Consider the following 16,439-nt stretch of genomic DNA (forward strand, 5'->3'; position numbering starts at 1 on the left):
GCCAGGACCGACGCTGGGATCTCGGCGGGCGAGACTGGAAATGCGCCCAGAAACCGGGCGCTCGTCAGCATCACGGCAAAGCCGAGCCGATTGTGGTCGCCGCGCAGAGTTCCAATGAGGTCGCGATCAGTTTGGTCCAGATGGAAATATCGCGCGAGTTGATCGGCCGACGGTTCGCCATCAAAGCGGGCAAAGCCCTGACGCTGGGCGTCAGTGAGGTGACGGGTGGGCATACCGTGCGAAACTTTCAACTTTTGCGAAGGGGACGGCCCATGCCGATAAACAAGGCGAATTTCTTCGCAAAACATATGTGCGAAACAAAATTGTTTTGCAGTAACTTTCGCACAATATCTGGAGCAGTCGCATGAAGCTCGGCTACGCGCGCGTTTCCACCGAGGATCAGAACTTGGAAATCCAGCGCGGTCGGCTCTCGGAGGCGGGCTGTGAAATGATGTTCGAAGAGAAAATATCGGGGGCCGCTCGTGGCCGGCCCGAGCTTGAAAAGCTGATGGGTCACCTGCGCAAAGACGATGTTCTCGTCGTCGCCCGCCTCGATCGTTTGGCGCGATCCACCATCGAACTCCTGCACATCGCGGAACGCATCAAGGAAAAGCAGGCAGGATTACAATCGCTTGATGAACCTTGGGCCGATACCACGTCCCCGTCTGGCGTGATGATCATGACCGTATTCGCTGGGATCGCCCAGTTCGAGCGGACTCTCATATTGAGCCGAACCGAGGAGGGGCGAAAGGCGGCGATGGCGCGCGGTGTGAGCTTCGGACGCCCAAAGAAAATGCGCCCAGATCAGGCGGAGCTCGCTCGCCAACTCGTTCTCGAGGGTAAGTCCATTAGCGCCGTCGCAAGGACCTTCAACGTTCACCCGGCCACCATCTATCGCTGTATCGAGCCAAACAGTGCCTTATGACACTTTCCTGTTCCGCTCAGCCGCACGACCCATAGCCTGCTCGACATCGAGCGCGGTTACGCGCCGCACCGCGTCCGCCCGCGTCCGCTCAGCGGTCGCCTGCGCGATGGCGGCCCGGCCATTGTTGAACACCGGGATCGGGATCGAGATCGCGAACACCGCGGCGGTGTCGTTGGTCGCTTCCAGTCGCCGCAGCGCCGGTCCGACGTTGATGTCGGGCACCCGATTGGCCCGAGCAAGCCGGATGCCGGCGTCGGCGATGGCCAGATCGGCATCGGCCGCCGCCAGCGCCAGCGTGCCTTGCGCACTTGGCGGGGCGACCGGCCCGAAGGTCGCGGCAGGGAGGCGATCGAGCAGTGTTACGTCCAGCGCGCCATCTATCGGACGACCGATCCGGCGCGCGAGATTGGTCCTGGCCGCCTCCGCAAGCCGCGTCAGCCGCTCGACGTTGGCATCCGCGTTGATCCGCGCCACGTCGGCGCGCTGCTGTTCGAGCGGCGATGCCCGGCCCGCCTGAACGCGGACCCCGGCGCCGCGCAGGACTTCCGCCGCGATCCGGGCTTGGTCGCGTGCCGTCGCCAAGCGGCGTTCGGCCGCGACCGCCTCGACATAGAGCTGCGTCACCTGCACGCGGATATCGGCCTCTGCGATCGCGGCTTGGAGCTGCGCCCGAGATAGCTGCGCGCCGGCGACGGCGACACGCGCGCTTCGCTTGCCGCCCAGCTCGATCGGGATCGCAACCCCGACCGTCGTTTCAGCGCTCCGCAGCCCCCGATAAGGCCCGGAACCCACGACATTCTCGACCTGACCCTGAAAGGTCGGATTGGGGCGGAGGCCCGCGACGGAGCGTCCAGCCTGTGCGGCTTCGATGCCCGCTGCTGCCGCCGCGTTGGCCGGTGCCGACCCACCTGCCGCCAACACGGCCTGATCGAGCGTGAAAGCCGGCATGGGCTGTGCCGATGTTGGCGCAGCCGGGACCGGCGCTTGTTGCGCCTGTGCTTGCGCCTGCGCGATCGATGCGCAGGACGCCGCAGCCAATACGGCCGCGATCAACTTTTTCATTATCTGGTGATCCTGACAAATTGCGTCGAGCCGGCTGATGCCGGCCAGCGGAAGATGTCAGGCGGTGGGCGGCCTCAGCCCAGGATCGACCAAGCGCGATGCGATGGCCGCGTCGGAACCGGCAAATGGGCGCATACCGCCGGCACGGGCCATCGCCGCCAGCTCATCGGTTGCGGGAAGGTTCAGCGACGGCCCATGGCATGTGCCGTGGTGGTGCGGAACGGCCTTATCAGAATCGCCCTGCGACTGATCGGCATCGCCTTCGCTATGCACGGCGCCGCTGCACTCGATCGTGATAGCGCCCGGTCTCTCCTGCGCGTGCACGGTTCCCGTCACCACCAGGGATGACGCGATCATGACAAGCAAAAGGGACCACAACTTACGCAGCATTGAGATTCGTTTAAGTGAAATGGCGCGCAAAGTCATCGTAGAACTTCCGGAGGAACCGATCGCGCCTCGCGCCACGCCGGGATGGCCTCCGTGATTTCGTCGCTGATGGTGGAGAGCGTCAGCGCAGCCAGCAGCAGCCATCCCCATCCCCGTCGAAATCTGAATGTCATCATGGAGCTTTCATGGCGGCTCAGCGCCAGAGGCGAAACCGCAATCGTGCCGCGCGGGATTCACGCCACATTCTATGTATGATAAAGGACATTATCACACATTCAGGGGACCATGATCGCCATGCCCGAGACGGCCTCGACACCGCCGCAGCGCCGCCCTGTCATCCGGACCGTAAGCTTCGATGAGGCCGGCGCGGCGATCGGCCGCTTGCTGCCGATCGCGCTGCCGCCCACGCGCGCGGCCGAGACCGGCGCGTCGGCCAAGGTCGCGGATTTTCTGTTGGCCTGGTGGAATGGCGACGAGTGCGGGCATTTCCCGATCCTGCATCTTTGCAACGTCGATGCCGTCATTGCCGAGGATATGCTGACGGTCATGGCCTATCTGGCGCAGGAGTCGACCACCTATGCCGATGCCTGGGGTTACCGCGACGCGATGCACGACCTTTGGGTGCGCTATCGCGGCGACCCCGCCGAGAGCGTTTAAACGTCTCCGAAGATCCACCGTAAAAAGGGATGCCGGCATGATCGAAAATGACGACGAGGCTTTTGCCGACAACTGCGCCGAGCGCGACCAGGCCAAGGCGCTGCGCGAGCAGGCGCGCGGGGGCGGGCTGCGTTTCGAGGTGTATCTACCCGGCGACATGGCCGATTGGCTGTTGGCGCAGGTCGAGCGGGGCCATTTCGTTGATCCGTCCGAGGCGGTGTTCGCGATCGTCCAGAACTTCATCGAGATGGAGCCGCACCGCGATTTGCGCGACGAGCTGTTGCGCCGGATATTGGACGAGTCGGTTGGACGCGGGCTTGAGGACGTGAAGGCGGGCCGCGTTCGTCCCGCCGATGAGGTGTTTGACGAATTGCGCCGGGAGCTGGCGAAGCCCCGCCGCGAGCCGGCCCGCTGGCAGAAGATCGCACGATGAACCAGCTCGCCCTCCTACCCTCGCCCGCGCTGGCGTTGCCGGCCTTGATCGCGGCGGCCGACGACGCCACGCGGCTGCGCTTCCTTGAGTTCTTCGCCGTCACCATCCGCAATCCGCATACGCGCCGTGCCTATGCGCGCGCGGCGGGCGACTTCCTGGCCTGGTGCGAGGCGCGCGGCGTTGCCTCTCTCGCTGGCGTGCAACCGCTCCACGTCGCGGCCTGGGTCGAGGCGCTGGGGCGCGAGCTGGCCGCGCCCAGCGTCAAGCAGCAGCTCGCCGGCGTGCGCCACCTGTTCGACTGGCTGGTAACGGGCCATATCGTGCCGGTGAATCCTGCCGGATCGGTGCGCGGGCCGGCGCATAGCCAGCGGCGCGGCAAGACGCCGGTGCTCGCCCCCGACGAGGCGCGGCGGCTGCTCGATACCATCGACGTGACGACGCCGGCGGGCCTGCGCGACCGCGCCCTGATTGGATTGATGGTCTATTCATTCGCACGGATCGGCGCGGCGCTCGCGATGCGGGTGGAGGACGTGTTCGTGCAGAATCGCAGGCTTTGGGTGCGCCTGCACGAGAAGGGCGGCAAGCGCCATGAAATGCCCTGCCACCACAACCTTGAGCATTATCTCGCTGAATATCTCGACGGGTGCGAGTTGCGCGAAGACCGCAAAGGGCCGCTGTTCCGCACGATCGCGCGCGGCACTAAGCGCCTCAGCGATACCCCCCTGCCCCAAGCCAATGCGTTCGCGATGGTGCGCCGGCGCGCGGGCGCGGCCGAGATCGGGACGGCGATCGGCAACCATTCGTTCCGCGCGACCGGGATCACCACCTATCTGAAAAACGGCGGCACGTTGGAGACGGCCGCGACGATGGCAAACCACAGCTCGACGCGCACCACCCAGCTTTACGACCGGAGACCCGATGACGTGACGCTGGACGAGGTGGAGCGGGTGTTGATCTAGGCGGCGATCGCCGGCGCACACGCCCAGCGGTCGCCATCCCAATGAAACCCTAGCCGCTGCGCGTTGCTGATCGCGGGCGGCTCGCCCTTGCGCCAGAAGGCGCGCATCTTGGCGCGCTCGTCCAGATCGGCGTCGGCGACGATCGCGCGCGCGGCCTGGATGAACTGCCCATGTCCGAACACATAGACGAGCGAAGCGGGCGGCATGGCCGCGAGGCGGGCCAGCGCCGCCTCGCAGCGCCCGAGCAAGGCGCGGAAACTCTCCGCCCCTTCCCCGTCGCAATAGTCCGGATCGGCCGCGCTCCAATAGCGTTCGAGGTGCGGCATCCGTTCGGCGCTGCGCGTGCCGTTCCAGCGCGCCGGTTGCAGATAGGTAAATTCTTCGATCGGCCACACTTCGACCGGCACGCCAGGAAAGCGCGCTATCGTCGGCGCGGCCGTCTGCCGGGTGCGGGTATAGGGCGACGTGACGATGAGCGCGGGCGCTTGCGTCCAGCTCGCCGCGACCTGGCGCGCTTGTTCGTGGCCGCGCTCCGTCAGCTCGATCGCCGCGAGATCATGGCACGGCACGCCGGCGTTGCCGGTGGATTCGCCGTGGCGGATGAAGATCGCCCGCATGTGCGTCATCTATCCGAATACCTCGCTATGCGAGCCAAGGCGCGCGAGGCGCAGCGTTTCGTCGTCGGGCTTGGCGTAGATCAGCACCAGATCGGGCTTGACGTGGCAATCGCGGTAGCCCGCCCAATCGCCGCTCAGATCATGGTCGCGGTATTTGGGATCAAGCGGCGTGTCGGTCGCGAGCGCGGCCAGGACAGGCAGAAGATCGGCATCGAGGGTCGCTCGATGCCGGCCCTTTGATTCCCGCTTGTAGTCGCGCTTGAACCGGGTCGAACGATCAATCGTCCGCACGGAGGTCCGCCATCAGCGCATCGACGCTGGCGAACTTGGTCCCCTTCCCCGCCGCCAGCTCTGCCATTGCCTCGCGTGTCGCGGCGTTCGGAACCTTGACCTCGAAAGGCAAGCGCCGTTCGTCGGCGATACGCAGCATCAACAGTCGGATAGCGTCGGAGATCGAAAGGCCCATCGCGCCCAGCGCGGCGGTGGCGCGTTCCTTCGTCGTATTGTCGATCCTGGCGCGGACATAGGTGTCGGAAACAGCCATTGGGATTTCCTTCTGAAAACGTAGTCCCAACGTAGTCACAAAATCTGATTTTGGCAATGGGTGCGGTGATTATGCGCCTGCCGCTGACGCGGCATCGTGGCTCTAGTCGCTCACGCTCCCCAAGCCCGCAAGCGGTCTTGGCCCAAGGTGACGATCCACATGGCGGAAGCGAGATCGCTGCGCGGATCTCGCGCAGCAATGCCGGCGTGCGCCGGCGCCGATCCTGTTTGAAGGGGGAAAGGCGGTCCCGGCCGCCTCTCCCCCGCAACGGGATAGACGGGCCGTGCCTCGCTACGCTGCGGCCGCTCCACCCCGTCGATTCCCGCTGCCCCCCTCTCCCGCCGGCGTTCTTGGGCGTCCGTGTTCCGGCCGATGGCATGGCCATCGCCGGACAGGCGATTTGAAGGGAGTAAAGACGATGACCCACGAAACCCGCGAAAGCTGGCTCAATGCCGTGGCGCAGGGCATGGCTCCGCTGTTCGAGGCGCTGGACGCCCCCCTGCCCGACCGCGTGCGCGTGGCGATCGGCTTCACCAGTAGAGGCGCGAAGGGCAAGGCGATCGGTGAGTGCTGGGACAACCGGCTCAGCGCGGACGGGCATTTTGAAATCTTCATCCGCCCGGACCTAGCGCATGCGCCTGACGCCATGCCCGCGCAGATCGCCGCCATCCTCGCCCACGAGCTGGTCCATGCCGCTGTCGGCATCCCGGCAGGGCATGGGAAGGCGTTTAAACGGGTCGCGCTTGGGCTGGGCCTTGTCGGGCCGATGCGCGCCACCACTCCCGGCGACGCCTTACTTGCGGCCATCGCACCGATCCTTGAGGCCGCTGGCTCCCTCCCCCATGCCCATCTCGACACCGGCGGGGAGTCGACCGCGCCCAAGAAGCAGAAAACCCGGATGCTGAAATGCGAGTGCGCGACGTGCGGCTATACTGTGAGGACCGCGCGCAAGTGGCTGGAATTGGCCGGAGCGCCGCTTTGCCCGATTGAAGGGCACGGGATCATGCAGCATGAGCCGCTGGACGCCGACGATGACGAGGGTGGTTAAGCGTCCTCCCCCTGCCCCTTTCATTCAGGCACGGCTTGCACTATGCCCACATGCAAACATGCGGTCATGTAAGGATATTCACATGCCAACAATCGCCATTATCAGCCAGAAGGGTGGTGCGGGGAAAACCACCCTCGCCCTGCATCTGGCCGCCGCCGCCGAGGATGCTGGCCATACCGCGCTGGTGATCGACCTCGACCCGCAGGCGACAGCGAGCCAGTGGGCGGCGTGGCGCAAGGATGCGCCCCCGGTCGTGATCGACAGCGCCCCCCCTCGCCTTGCCGCCAAGATCGAGCAGGCGAGGGCGCAAGGCGCAGCGTTCATCGTGATCGACACCCCGCCCCATGCCGACAGCGCCGCCAGCGCCGCCGTCGAGGCGGCCGACCTGGTGCTGATCCCATGTCGGCCGAGCGCGTTCGACCTGGCCGCGATCAAGACGACCGCCAGCCTTGTGAAGATGCGCGGCAAGCCCGCTTTCGTGATCTTCACGGCGGGAAGCCCGACCGCGCCGCGCATGTATGAGGAAGCGACGCAGCTTGTGCAGGATTATGGGCTGGACGCCTGCCCGCACCGTGTTGCGGATCGTGCCGCGTTCCGTCACGCGGCGGCCGAGGGGAAAACCGCGATGGAGATCGAGCCGGACGGCAAGGCGGCAGACGAGGTGCGCCAGCTTTACAAGTGGACATGCGAGCATGTAAACATGCAAGCATCAACGAAGCGGAGGGCCAGCGCATGAGCCGGAAGGGATCATTGCTTGCATTGCGGGATCGCGATCCCGCACCAACGCCGGCGTCGACCGAGCCGGAGGGAAGGGCGGCCGCGCTGACCGCCCGCAGCACTGGCGTAGGCACCGGCAGCAGTTCGAGCAGCAGCCCGGTTGCGCCGAGCCGTCAGGGCAAGAAGGCGATGACGGGCTATTTCAGCCCGGAAATGTCGTTCGCCATGCACATGACCGCCCGCAAGCACGGCATGAGCTTGCAGGACGCGATGGCCGAGGCGTTCAACGACTGGCTCCGAAAGATGGGGGAAAGTCCTGTAGGCAAGTGAGCATGTTCACATGCAAACATATAGCTTAGGGGAAAACTCATGCCGTGCTAATCGTGTCCGCCATCTTCGCACTGGTGATGATCGGATTGTCCATCCGGGCAAACGCCCGTTTCCGGCAGGAAAGGAACTGCCGATGCAATAGCGGCTTTCACGATCAGAGCCGCTTTCCAATTTGGTGAATTGGTCCGCACCTCGCGTTCTAGCTCTCAGCTTCACGCCCTTCCTTGCGATCTGTGTGCTGGGGCTGTTCAATGTTGCAGCGATGACCCTAACGCCGAGGCCGGGGCAGGAGGGGATGCTGTTACCGTCCCTGATCTTTATTGGAGGCGCGTTCGTGGCGGCCCATGTTTTCCACCTTTGGTTGATCGGAAGGAGCCTGGGCCGAAGTTAAACTCAATGTCGTCATGTTCACATGCAAACATGGCAGTTAACGCCACGACACTGTCCTATTGCCGCCACGATTTTCGGCGAAGCAATCACGCCATGGTAGTTATTAGGCCCAGTCGGCCCGAAGCTGCGATTTTGGCCAGGTTGAAGAACGAACACTGAACGCTTGATTGATTCTACCAGGACCGTTGCTGACCACCGACCTCGTAGATATCGGCTTCCATGGAGCAATTGTAGCTCTCTGCGATGTTGAACATCTCGGAGAGGAGGCTTTGGATTTCCTCATCAAGGGAAATGCCATCCGGATCGGGGTCATAGGCGACGGTCAGTTTGTAATCACAATTGCCGTTTTTTACCATGGCGTAGTCGCGTTCCAGCATCGCCTCAATCCGCTCCCGAGCGGGTTTTCTACCTCTTCCACGCTTGTTGAAGTTCTCGATAATCAGATGCAGGGCGATGCTGGCAGTGGGCGGCTTTTCCGGCAGTTTGGTCTGTGACGGAATAATGTCGAGCGCCCGATAGACGGTCATTCGTGAGACCTTCAGGTCGCGGGCAACGCGGGCCTTGCTGGCGCCGGCGGCAAGGCGACGGCGGATTTCATCGTCATCGACGTTCTTCTTCCGGCCTTTGTAAACGCCTTCGGCGCGCGCCGCTTCGATCCCGGCGCGCTGACGATCCTTGATGAACTTCAGCTCCATATCGGCGACCATGCCGAGTATGGTGATGACCATTCGCCCCATGTCGCCCGCCGTCGTCACCTCTGGCTCAAGGATGCGCAGCGAAGCTCCCTTTTCATCAAGCTCATGCACCAGGTTCAGGACATCGCGCGTGGAGCGGCCGAGCCGGTCGAGCCGCAGCACGACCAGCTCGTCGCCGGTGTGCATAAACTGCATGATCGTTTCCAGTTCCGTGCGCCCGCTCCGCGAGGCCCCCGATCCGGTCTCGGAACGGATAATTTCGCAACCTGCATTCTTGAGGCGGCCAATCTGGATATCCAGATCCTGGTCCGTGGTGCTGACGCGGGCATATCCGATACGAGCCAAGTGCAAAATCCGTCACATTAGGGTGGCTCTTGCAGTGTATCGTCACATTGAGCGCAAACCCACCCTTTTGTGACAGACGAATGGTGTCACTCGGCCCTATCACTCTGGGGTGTACCCAAATGTTATAGGCCGATCAGCCGCCTCACGCTGCAAGCCGTCCAAAATCAATCCGGTCGTTCAGGTCGAGGTCGAAGCGGCCATAAGGGTTCACATGACTGTAGATCAACGGCGTGAGACCACGATAATCTTCCGGCGTCATCCGCCCCGCCCACTTCGGCTCAACCAGTACGGTCTGAAGCATGCGGGTGTTCACATACACCAGCGACGCTTGCAGGAGGTGTAGCGCCAGAACGGAGATTTCCTGCTCATGGATGCGGTTGGTGGCGATCTCGCCGCCCTTGCCGAAGAACACGAAACCATTAGCGCCGTTCCAGTTCTCAACCACATTCAGCCCTTCGTGGATCTCGCGGCGGAATGCCTCCTGACGCAAATACCGGCATAGGAAGATTGTTTTGACCGCGCGGCCGAGTTCACTCAGCGCCTTGTAGGTCGGGTGCATCACTTCGGCTCTGGCAAACCGGAGCAGGATCGCTTCCGGATCGGCGGTGCGCGATTGCATGGCAGCGGCATATTTGACCATTTCGTCATATTGTTGCTCGATCTCGTCCCAGTCGATCGGGCTGGAGAGGATCGGCAGTAAATTGGAAAGCCGCGTGCGCATGCCGGCTTGGGGAAGGGCCAGTTTCTGGCGTGCCACTGCTTTCAGCCGCGGGGCAAGCTCAAATCCAAGGAGTCGGCAGAACGCAAAGCCGACTGCGCTCTGGCCGTGGCTATCGACGTACTGGCGCTGGATTTCCATGTCGGTGCAATGGCGTAGCACGCCTTCGATCATGGAGGCGACCTCCGAGGAAGAGCACCGCTTGAGCTGGGAATAAACGCAGGTCGCGCGCTTCTCCACATGCCAGTAGATCATGACGCCACGGCCGCCATAGCGGGCGTGCCATTCCGTCATCAGGTTGCGGTCCCACGCGCCGAACTTCGTTGAATCGGACGCGCATGCCGTGCCCGCATCTCCCCATACTGCGGCATTGCGGATTGCCAGTGTCGCGTTTGCTACCCGCGCGCACGCCTCCCTCAGCGCTGGCGCGTGGATGAAACGGCGATGGACATGCAGCAATTCCTCGTAACTGACATCGGGTGTTGCGCCAGCGACCCGCTTGAGCCCGGCGTTCGTGCCCAAGCCATAGAGACACAGCAAAAGACGCTGAGCCAAGGCTGCTTTCGACAGGGTAACCCGCGAGGCCGACGTTTCGAAAGCATCCATCAATCCCGTGTCCAGAGCAGCCTCTTTCAACACGTCCAGCAGTCCGGTCATCGGCCAGCGCTGACCGATCTCGCTTTTGATCGAAGCGAGACCCTTCGGTTCGGGCAAGGGCTTGAACGGTGTAATCGATATCCGGTTGTCGCCGCGCCACAGGAGCCGGACCTTGTCGTTTTGTGGAATATTGGCATTGAGGAGCAACAGTTCCCGTTCAAGCTCCTCCCGGATCGAGGCGCAAAACGCCTGCGCATCTGGCGTCAGGCTGAGGCCGGAATAGTACGCATCTCGCCTGATCTCGAAGTCCTTGGGAAGATCGTCATCGGGATTGCGATAGCGATCCGCCCCGACCACCCAGATTTCTTTGGAGCGGATGCGGTCGCGCAGTTGCGTCAGGACGCAAAGCTCATAGCTGATCCGGTTTACCCGCCCATCGTCATCAATGACGGAACTGCGCCATCGCGCTGGAATCACCTCATCGATCGGAACATCCTGCAATGGCACGAAGCGGCATCCGCCATCCACCTTGCTCCTGATCCAGTCGAGGGCCGCCAGGACCGGCCGCCACACCGCGTTGTTCGACCGGAACTCAAGTACGGAAAGCAGGCTTGGCAGCATGCGCCGGTAATGATTGGCCCAGGAACCACGCATCACCTTGTAGATGCGCCGGTCCAGAGCGCCCTTCGCATGGCTCTCCTTGACGATCGCCGCCAGCTTGGCCTTACCGGCGATCGGGAAAATGACATCGCAGATGCGCCCCGATGGTTCATTGATCGAGGCGCTGGCGATCTCGACCAGCAGGCGCTCCTTTCCATAGACCCGCTCGATGTCTTTCGCGATATCGCCCACCACCTTGCGTTTCGAGCGCGTTCCGATCTTGTGAACGGTTTCGATCAGCAGGTCGATCATCGCGTCAGTGAGTTGCGCCTCCCGCGACATTAGATAAATCGCATAAAGGCCGAGCTGTCGCGCCGGCGCATGCCGGCGCATCTCCGAGGCCTTTTCACCGGCAACGCGGCGAACAATCTGATCGACCCATGGCTTGCCCGTAGCCGTCAGGAGATCATGGGGAAGATCAAGTCTCTGGATAAAGGCGAGTTTCTCGGTCACGTCGAGAATGTTGTCGAGCGTTGCCTGTCCGGCGTCACCCTTCATCCTGTTGAATCCGGTCGAGCTGTCCGGATCGGCAAGCGAGGCTTCCAATAACGCCACCGCATCTGACGAAAGCCGATCACTGGTTCCGATCAGCCAGGTGTCCAGATAATCTTGCCGTTGTGAGCGAACGACACGTTCAAGCTCCTTGCGCGACGGCCCATAAATACGCCGGTCCCGGCACCACAGGAAAACATGCTCAAGCATGGCATTGATCGACTGGCCGCCCGGGCACAGCTCGCCAGCAATCCATTCCGTCAATTGCGCGCGATCCACCCGCTTCATGCGGTGATATCCAAGATGGATCAGGATCTCCGCACAATGCCGTCGTGCTGTCCGACTGGAAAAGTCATAACCGGCTATCTCGCCAGCCTCGACACCGAGTTGCTCGGCCAGATACGAGAGGCCATCGGTAGGGATTGAGCCGGGATCGATCGCGAAAAACCCCAGGGAAGCGAAGAATTTCAGCTGCGCGGCGAGGCCAAGGCGCGTCAGGGCCGGCTTCGAATTTACAAAATCAATATCGGCAAAGCTCAGGCTCCATCGTCCGATCAAATCCCCGCCCGGAATACTCCGATCCATCAACCCACTCCCTATGATGGAGCGAACTGTCCTCTTCTATGATTTCCATCGTCAATACCGAATGCCACGTTCCCAAAACGTTCTCCGACTTGGCCAAAATCGCAGCTTGGGGCCGACTGGGCCAGGAAGTGACCTTCCGCTTCCCGAACAAGCAGTAGGCTGAAAATGAGATTTCTTGTCATCGCAGCATTAGCCGTTGCCGGTTGTCATGCAGCCTCCGACAACGGCCAAAAGCAGGCCGTAGAACAGACGCCGAAACATCCTTGGAAGAAGCTCCCCGATGGGAGTTGGGGTTGGTTGGAGGCGTCGCCGAGCGAGAAATTCGCGAACGAACAGGCCGAGCGGTGCTGGCCGAGTAAGGGCCGGTGGGATTGCTTGAGCGCATCGACGCTGGTCCAGGTCGGCGACATGGAACCGCCTACGGTCTTCGCGAGCCGGTATATCAAAGCCCGTTACACCGATCCGGCAATCGGTATTGGAGACGATGCCGTTCGAGGCGGCTACTCCTGCCAATCCATCAATGGCAAGATGATCCGAGAAAGCATCTTTCAGAACGGACAGGGTGGCGCGTCTCACTCCCTCCAGACCAATGACGTTTTAGTCGGTCAACAGGGCGGCGGCGTGGTTTGGTCACCGGATTTCGTAGTCCGTTACATGAGAGAAAATAGCGTCGAACCCACCCTTCGCTACCTCGATTGTCTTCACGTCACCACGATGGTCGTTGAGAACAGCTTGGCAACAATCAACACGACTTCCCTCAAATATGGAATGATGACGGGGCGTGACGATGTAATGCTTTACGACATGGAGGGACGTAAGGAGGAACCCTGAACATTTACAGGTGGCGGGCCGCATCCATGCGCTGATGCAGGATACGGATAACGGCGATGCCGTAGCTGGTCAGCCGAAAATAGATGACATGCTGCTCGACGCCCCGCCGCCGATAACCGGGCCGGATATTGGCGCAGCCCTGCGCCTGCTGCGGCGCTTCGGCCAGATTGGCGCAAGCGGCTTCGATGAGGTCGGTGTAGCGCATCGCCTGGGACAAATCCCAATGCGCCACGGTGTAGTCGAATATCGTGTCGAGGTCGCGCTGCGCTCTCGGACTAAGCCGGTATTCAGCCATGCTGCTCGGCTTTGCGCCGCTTGAACGCAGCGAAATCGAACAGCTCCGGCTCCCCACTCTGCTCACCCTCGATCAGCGCCTGACGAATACTCTCGATCTCGAGTCCGCGCTCCTGCTCACGCCGGATGAGGTCGCGGATCGCCTCGCTGTCGTTGGTGTAGCTGCCTGCGTCGATCTGGGCGGCAATCCATGAATTTTGCTGTTCGGTTAGGGTAATGGTCTTGCGCACGGTCGCCATATTAGCCTCCATGAATCATACTATTGGTGCGTTTTAGCATACGCTATGATGCTTTCAAAGCTGCTACCGCCCGAACCCGATAGCCGGCCCATCGCGGTCATGCCCGCGCTGGCGTTGTCGCTGTCGATCGCGCTCGTCCTGACCATGATCGAGCGCCGGCGTCTGTTCTCGCCGGGGTGACTGGTCGAGCGCCGGTAGCGCATCGAACCCGTCGCCGGCACTAGTCTGCAACCCCGCCCGCATCGTCCGCGCCGCGCCCTGCACCAGGCTCGCCATGCCATGCGCCGCCAGCTCGGCTTGGTCGCGCACCCGCTGCCCCATCTCCTGCAGCCACTCCCGCCCGCGCTCGAGATAGACCCCCAGCCCGCGCTTCTCCTCGATCGCCTCGTTCATCTGCCCGCGCGGAGTGACAGCGTGCGGCTCCTCGCCGGCCGCGATCTGCTCGCGCTCGGCGCGACGCTCGATCGCGGCTGACGCATGGCCCATCTTCACGGTCGGCTCCATCTCGACGCCCTGACGGGCATAGCTGCGATGATCGACCCGCTCGGCAACCTGCGCCAGTTCTAGCGCATCGTTGACCTGCGCCGCCCAGCTCGCCCGGATCTCCTCCACCTCGATCGACGCTGACGATCGCACGTCGAGCTGGCGCGTCTTCGCCCCCAGCCCCTGCGCGTCCACCATCCGCGTCGTCGTCATGACATGCGCATGGTGGTTGCGATCGTCGCCGTAATCATGGGGGGCATGGATAGCCGCATCGACCGCCACCCCGTAGCGGTCGCGGATATCCTCCGCGAAAGCACGAACCAGGTCGCGGCGCTGGCCGGCGTCTAGCTCGGCCGGCAGCGCCAGCTCATACTCCCGCGCCACCTTGGCGTCCTTGCGCTTCTCCGCCGCCTCCGCTGCGTTCCACAGCGCGGAGCGGTCCTGCGCCCACTCCGCACCTTCCGGCGCAACGATGAACGTATCCTCGACACCGCCCCGCCGCGTATAGTCATGCACCAGGCCGTCGCGCTCGTTTTCGAGGCAGACGCCGGCACGATACGCGACCGCCGCGACCGCGCTGCCCCCACTCCCGAATCTGTCGAACTGGCGAAGAAGCGTCTTGCCCAGGCCAAGGCTCGCCTCGATGCGCTCAACGCCCGGATCGCCACCGAAGGCCGTCGCCTCGATACCCGCCGCAAGATCATCTTGGGTGGCCTGCTACTCGATGCCGCCACCAAGGATCAGCGGTTCGCCGGCATCGTCACCGAGCTGACCCACCGCATCAGCCGCGATCAGGACAGGAAACCGTTCGAGGGGTGGACACTGCCCGGGGAGGACCGCTGATGGACCGCGACCGCGACGACGATCCCCGCCGCCCGGTAGAACGCGGAAGGGGGCGTGATCTGCTCGGGTCCGATCGCCACGATCCCCCGACCGGCAAGTTCGACCCGGCCGAGTTCGACATGCCCACCGACCCACCGCCCTCTGCTGCCGGTCGCGCGCGCGGTGCCGCCGACGCCGCCCAGGCGCACAGCTTCTTCTCCCACCTCGATACCAACATCCAGCGCATCCTTGCCGGTTTCGGCACCCTGCGCGACCTGGTGACCGACGTGCGCGCCAGCCTCGCCGATGCCGCCGCCAGGGACGCACAGCGCGCCGAGGATGAGGAAGCCCGCGACACGGCCATAGCGGCCCGCCTGGTCGATCCTGCGGTTCTGGCAGCCCGTGCGGAGGCTGGAGCGCGCCATGGGGCCGCAGACGGCCTTGCCGGGGCGGGAGAGACCCTGCGGCGTCGGATCGATGCTGACACGGCCGCGCACGCCGCCCTGAACGATCGTCTTGCCGCCGATGCCGCCGATCGCCGCGTCCATGAGCTGCGCCGGCGCCGGTGGGACAGGTGGTGGAACGGCGCGCTCGCCGGCTTCGCCCTGCTGGTGCCTGTTGCGCTGGGTTACGGCTATCACCTCGGGAACGGGGCCGGTGAAGCATCGGGCTATGCCCGCGCCCGCGACGAGGTAGCTGCGGCCAGCTGGGCGAACACCGTCAACGGCAAGCTCGCCCGGCAGCTCGACCAGACCAGCACTTCCACCATCCCCCTCATCGCGAACTGCTCGGGCAAGGGATGGAGTAAAACCAAACAGGACGGTCAGCGCGTTTGCTACGCCGCGCCGACCACAGGATGGTACAGGCCTTGAGCTTCGATGATCGCACCCGCACCTGGCAGCTCATCATGACCGGCGATGATCTCCGGCACATCACGCTCGAAACCCAAGCCGACATGGCGCGGCTGCTCGACCTCGATCCTTCGATTTCGCACCTGACGCTCGAAATCGGCGACGGTCGCGTCCACGTCGCCCGCGACTGGCCAAGCGACCAGTACGAGGATGCCGATCGCCTGATCGATCGCATTGCCGCCTCGGGCGTGTCCGCGGTCGTTGTCCACGATGGCAACGGCAAACCCCCTCGCCGCGTGACGACCGCCGAATGATCGCGGACCGTCCTCGCTCCCAACTCCTTCCTCGCCAAGCTAGCGGCCGATAGGCCGCCTCTGTGACGGCGTAGCCGGCACGCACCATCGGCGTATCGGCCTTTGGCCGATTCCATCTAAATCTCCTCCGTTCCGCGCGCGGTGATTCATGATTCTAGATTCTATGATTCAAGGGGGTCGCATCCCACTGATTTTAAAGGCCGATTCCAGCCTATTATGAGGAATGGGGTGGGGTATCATGAGTTTTGGGGTGGGGTATCGTGAGAAATGGGGTGGGGTATCGTGAGAAATGGGGTGGGGTATCGTGAGAAATGGGGTGCGTGAAGTGAGGAGCTAGCCGCGCTCATCTCATGATACTTGACCGTGTTGTCGCATCGAACGATTGTTGTCGCGTAGCCCTTAATTGTGAGATGAGAAATCCAACGAAATCAACGGCCTTGCTTT

21 protein-coding genes and 1 pseudogene are annotated in these 16,439 nt (G+C 63.1%); 11 read left to right on the forward strand and 11 right to left on the reverse strand.

Features of this window, described 5'->3' with window-relative positions; translation table 11 throughout:
- On the reverse strand, positions 1 to 233 hold a 233-nt coding region (locus A9D13_RS04950), incomplete at its 3' end, for a DUF4158 domain-containing protein (protein ID WP_156521895.1).
- A gap of 131 nt (positions 234 to 364) precedes the next feature.
- Here A9D13_RS04950 and A9D13_RS04955 point away from each other — a divergent pair.
- Positions 365 to 925, forward strand: coding sequence for a recombinase family protein (locus A9D13_RS04955; RefSeq protein ID WP_011950653.1), 561 nt, complete (start codon positions 365 to 367; stop codon positions 923 to 925).
- A gap of 30 nt (positions 926 to 955) precedes the next feature.
- Here the strand turns inward: A9D13_RS04955 and A9D13_RS04960 are convergent.
- Together A9D13_RS04960 and A9D13_RS04965 are read right to left on the reverse strand one after the other, a co-directional pair.
- A pseudogene (locus A9D13_RS04960) lies at positions 956 to 1,987 on the reverse strand (TolC family protein); the annotation flags it as partial.
- 57 nt (positions 1,988 to 2,044) lie between these two features.
- A complete protein-coding gene (locus tag A9D13_RS04965) occupies positions 2,045 to 2,413 on the reverse strand; it encodes a hypothetical protein (protein ID WP_158305177.1) in 369 nt (122 codons plus the stop codon).
- Between the two features lie 255 nt (positions 2,414 to 2,668).
- On the opposite strand from A9D13_RS04965, the gene A9D13_RS04970 reads away from it, so the two are divergent.
- From A9D13_RS04970 to A9D13_RS04980, 3 genes are read left to right on the forward strand one after another with little or no spacing between them, the layout of a single operon-like run.
- A complete protein-coding gene (locus A9D13_RS04970) occupies positions 2,669 to 3,031 on the forward strand; it encodes a DUF7673 family protein (protein WP_041380198.1) in 363 nt (120 codons plus the stop codon).
- A gap of 37 nt (positions 3,032 to 3,068) precedes the next feature.
- Positions 3,069 to 3,464, forward strand: coding sequence for a CopG family transcriptional regulator (locus A9D13_RS04975; RefSeq protein WP_041380118.1), 396 nt, complete (start codon positions 3,069 to 3,071; stop codon positions 3,462 to 3,464).
- Positions 3,461 to 4,423, forward strand: a complete 963-nt coding sequence (locus A9D13_RS04980) for a tyrosine-type recombinase/integrase (protein ID WP_041380120.1) — start codon at positions 3,461 to 3,463, stop codon at positions 4,421 to 4,423. Before A9D13_RS04975 ends, A9D13_RS04980 begins: the two co-directional genes overlap by 4 nt.
- On the opposite strand, the gene A9D13_RS04985 is transcribed toward A9D13_RS04980, so the two are convergent.
- Genes A9D13_RS04985 through A9D13_RS04995 form a run of 3 tightly spaced genes read right to left on the reverse strand, consistent with a single transcriptional unit; the run spans position 4,420 to position 5,584 of the window.
- A complete protein-coding gene (locus tag A9D13_RS04985; protein ID WP_019086510.1) occupies positions 4,420 to 5,040 on the reverse strand; it encodes a histidine phosphatase family protein in 621 nt (206 codons plus the stop codon). The two genes, A9D13_RS04980 and A9D13_RS04985, sit on opposite strands and share 4 nt — an antisense overlap.
- Before the next feature lie 9 nt (positions 5,041 to 5,049).
- Entirely contained in the window at positions 5,050 to 5,331 is a 282-nt protein-coding gene (locus A9D13_RS04990) for a type II toxin-antitoxin system YafQ family toxin (RefSeq protein ID WP_004212931.1), read from the reverse strand.
- On the reverse strand, positions 5,318 to 5,584 hold the full coding sequence (locus A9D13_RS04995) for a type II toxin-antitoxin system RelB/DinJ family antitoxin (RefSeq protein WP_011950390.1): 267 nt from the start codon (positions 5,582 to 5,584) through the stop codon (positions 5,318 to 5,320). The genes A9D13_RS04990 and A9D13_RS04995 overlap by 14 nt, the downstream gene beginning before the upstream one ends.
- A 418-nt stretch (positions 5,585 to 6,002) precedes the next feature.
- Here A9D13_RS04995 and A9D13_RS05000 point away from each other — a divergent pair, with 418 nt between their 5' ends.
- The 3 genes from A9D13_RS05000 to A9D13_RS05010 all read left to right on the forward strand — a co-directional run bounded on the left by A9D13_RS05000 (position 6,003) and on the right by A9D13_RS05010 (position 7,679).
- Entirely contained in the window at positions 6,003 to 6,632 is a 630-nt protein-coding gene (locus A9D13_RS05000) for a transcription elongation protein SprT (protein WP_011950391.1), read from the forward strand.
- Positions 6,633 to 6,714: 82 nt separating this feature from the next.
- Positions 6,715 to 7,368 carry a ParA family partition ATPase gene (gene parA / locus A9D13_RS05005; RefSeq protein WP_011950392.1) on the forward strand — a complete coding sequence of 218 codons (654 nt, stop codon included), beginning with the start codon at positions 6,715 to 6,717 and terminating at the stop codon, positions 7,366 to 7,368.
- On the forward strand, positions 7,365 to 7,679 hold the full coding sequence (locus tag A9D13_RS05010; RefSeq protein ID WP_011950393.1) for a ribbon-helix-helix domain-containing protein: 315 nt from the start codon (positions 7,365 to 7,367) through the stop codon (positions 7,677 to 7,679). The genes parA and A9D13_RS05010 overlap by 4 nt, the downstream gene beginning before the upstream one ends.
- Before the next feature lie 563 nt (positions 7,680 to 8,242).
- On the opposite strand, the gene A9D13_RS05020 is transcribed toward A9D13_RS05010, so the two are convergent.
- Both A9D13_RS05020 and A9D13_RS05025 read right to left on the reverse strand, forming a co-directional pair.
- Complete coding sequence (locus tag A9D13_RS05020) at positions 8,243 to 9,109, reverse strand: recombinase family protein (RefSeq protein ID WP_006953933.1); 867 nt, start codon at positions 9,107 to 9,109, stop codon at positions 8,243 to 8,245.
- A 142-nt stretch (positions 9,110 to 9,251) separates the two neighbouring features.
- On the reverse strand, positions 9,252 to 12,161 hold the full coding sequence (locus A9D13_RS05025; RefSeq protein WP_048938210.1) for a Tn3 family transposase: 2,910 nt from the start codon (positions 12,159 to 12,161) through the stop codon (positions 9,252 to 9,254).
- A 165-nt stretch (positions 12,162 to 12,326) separates the two neighbouring features.
- On the opposite strand from A9D13_RS05025, the gene A9D13_RS05030 reads away from it, so the two are divergent.
- Positions 12,327 to 12,992, forward strand: coding sequence for a hypothetical protein (locus A9D13_RS05030; protein ID WP_066771020.1), 666 nt, complete (start codon positions 12,327 to 12,329; stop codon positions 12,990 to 12,992).
- A 4-nt stretch (positions 12,993 to 12,996) separates the two neighbouring features.
- Here the strand turns inward: A9D13_RS05030 and A9D13_RS05035 are convergent, their stop codons facing one another.
- The 3 genes from A9D13_RS05035 to mobQ all read right to left on the reverse strand — a co-directional run bounded on the left by A9D13_RS05035 (position 12,997) and on the right by mobQ (position 14,635).
- On the reverse strand, positions 12,997 to 13,287 hold the full coding sequence (locus tag A9D13_RS05035; protein WP_066609359.1) for a type II toxin-antitoxin system RelE/ParE family toxin: 291 nt from the start codon (positions 13,285 to 13,287) through the stop codon (positions 12,997 to 12,999).
- On the reverse strand, positions 13,280 to 13,525 hold the full coding sequence (locus tag A9D13_RS05040; RefSeq protein ID WP_066609365.1) for a type II toxin-antitoxin system ParD family antitoxin: 246 nt from the start codon (positions 13,523 to 13,525) through the stop codon (positions 13,280 to 13,282). Before A9D13_RS05040 ends, A9D13_RS05035 begins: the two co-directional genes overlap by 8 nt.
- 63 nt (positions 13,526 to 13,588) lie before the next feature.
- Entirely contained in the window at positions 13,589 to 14,635 is a 1,047-nt protein-coding gene (gene mobQ, locus A9D13_RS05045; RefSeq protein ID WP_066771022.1) for a MobQ family relaxase, read from the reverse strand.
- Here mobQ and A9D13_RS05050 point away from each other — a divergent pair.
- The 3 genes from A9D13_RS05050 to A9D13_RS05060 all read left to right on the forward strand — a co-directional run bounded on the left by A9D13_RS05050 (position 14,519) and on the right by A9D13_RS05060 (position 15,995).
- Entirely contained in the window at positions 14,519 to 14,851 is a 333-nt protein-coding gene (locus A9D13_RS05050; protein WP_225900038.1) for a mobilization protein, read from the forward strand. The genes mobQ and A9D13_RS05050 overlap by 117 nt on opposite strands.
- A gap of 119 nt (positions 14,852 to 14,970) precedes the next feature.
- The gene (locus tag A9D13_RS05055; RefSeq protein ID WP_172808107.1) at positions 14,971 to 15,702 is read left to right on the forward strand and encodes a hypothetical protein; all 732 of its coding nucleotides are present in this window, start codon (positions 14,971 to 14,973) and stop codon (positions 15,700 to 15,702) included.
- Positions 15,699 to 15,995 (forward strand): hypothetical protein, encoded by a 297-nt coding sequence (locus A9D13_RS05060; RefSeq protein WP_083217030.1) that lies wholly within the window; start codon positions 15,699 to 15,701, stop codon positions 15,993 to 15,995. The genes A9D13_RS05055 and A9D13_RS05060 overlap by 4 nt, the downstream gene beginning before the upstream one ends.
- The last annotated feature ends 444 nt before the right edge of the window (positions 15,996 to 16,439 follow it).

Origin of the sequence: Croceicoccus mobilis (genome assembly GCF_001661965.1) — a bacterium.
In the GTDB taxonomy this organism is placed as follows: Bacteria; Pseudomonadota; Alphaproteobacteria; order Sphingomonadales; family Sphingomonadaceae; genus Croceicoccus; species Croceicoccus mobilis.

Coding starts and splice junctions, on each gene's coding strand:
- A9D13_RS04955 (WP_011950653.1), top strand. CDS start 365: ATGAAGCTCGGCTACGCGCGCGTTTCCACCGAGGATCAGAACTTGGAA.
- A9D13_RS04965 (WP_158305177.1), bottom strand. CDS start 2,413: ATGACTTTGCGCGCCATTTCACTTAAACGAATCTCAATGCTGCGTAAG.
- A9D13_RS04970 (WP_041380198.1), top strand. CDS start 2,669: ATGCCCGAGACGGCCTCGACACCGCCGCAGCGCCGCCCTGTCATCCGG.
- A9D13_RS04975 (WP_041380118.1), top strand. CDS start 3,069: ATGATCGAAAATGACGACGAGGCTTTTGCCGACAACTGCGCCGAGCGC.
- A9D13_RS04980 (WP_041380120.1), top strand. CDS start 3,461: ATGAACCAGCTCGCCCTCCTACCCTCGCCCGCGCTGGCGTTGCCGGCC.
- A9D13_RS04985 (WP_019086510.1), bottom strand. CDS start 5,040: ATGCGGGCGATCTTCATCCGCCACGGCGAATCCACCGGCAACGCCGGC.
- A9D13_RS04995 (WP_011950390.1), bottom strand. CDS start 5,584: ATGGCTGTTTCCGACACCTATGTCCGCGCCAGGATCGACAATACGACG.
- A9D13_RS05000 (WP_011950391.1), top strand. CDS start 6,003: ATGACCCACGAAACCCGCGAAAGCTGGCTCAATGCCGTGGCGCAGGGC.
- parA (WP_011950392.1), top strand. CDS start 6,715: ATGCCAACAATCGCCATTATCAGCCAGAAGGGTGGTGCGGGGAAAACC.
- A9D13_RS05010 (WP_011950393.1), top strand. CDS start 7,365: ATGAGCCGGAAGGGATCATTGCTTGCATTGCGGGATCGCGATCCCGCA.
- A9D13_RS05025 (WP_048938210.1), bottom strand. CDS start 12,161: ATGGATCGGAGTATTCCGGGCGGGGATTTGATCGGACGATGGAGCCTG.
- A9D13_RS05030 (WP_066771020.1), top strand. CDS start 12,327: ATGAGATTTCTTGTCATCGCAGCATTAGCCGTTGCCGGTTGTCATGCA.
- A9D13_RS05035 (WP_066609359.1), bottom strand. CDS start 13,287: ATGGCTGAATACCGGCTTAGTCCGAGAGCGCAGCGCGACCTCGACACG.
- A9D13_RS05040 (WP_066609365.1), bottom strand. CDS start 13,525: ATGGCGACCGTGCGCAAGACCATTACCCTAACCGAACAGCAAAATTCA.
- A9D13_RS05050 (WP_225900038.1), top strand. CDS start 14,519: ATGCACCAGGCCGTCGCGCTCGTTTTCGAGGCAGACGCCGGCACGATA.
- A9D13_RS05055 (WP_172808107.1), top strand. CDS start 14,971: ATGCCCACCGACCCACCGCCCTCTGCTGCCGGTCGCGCGCGCGGTGCC.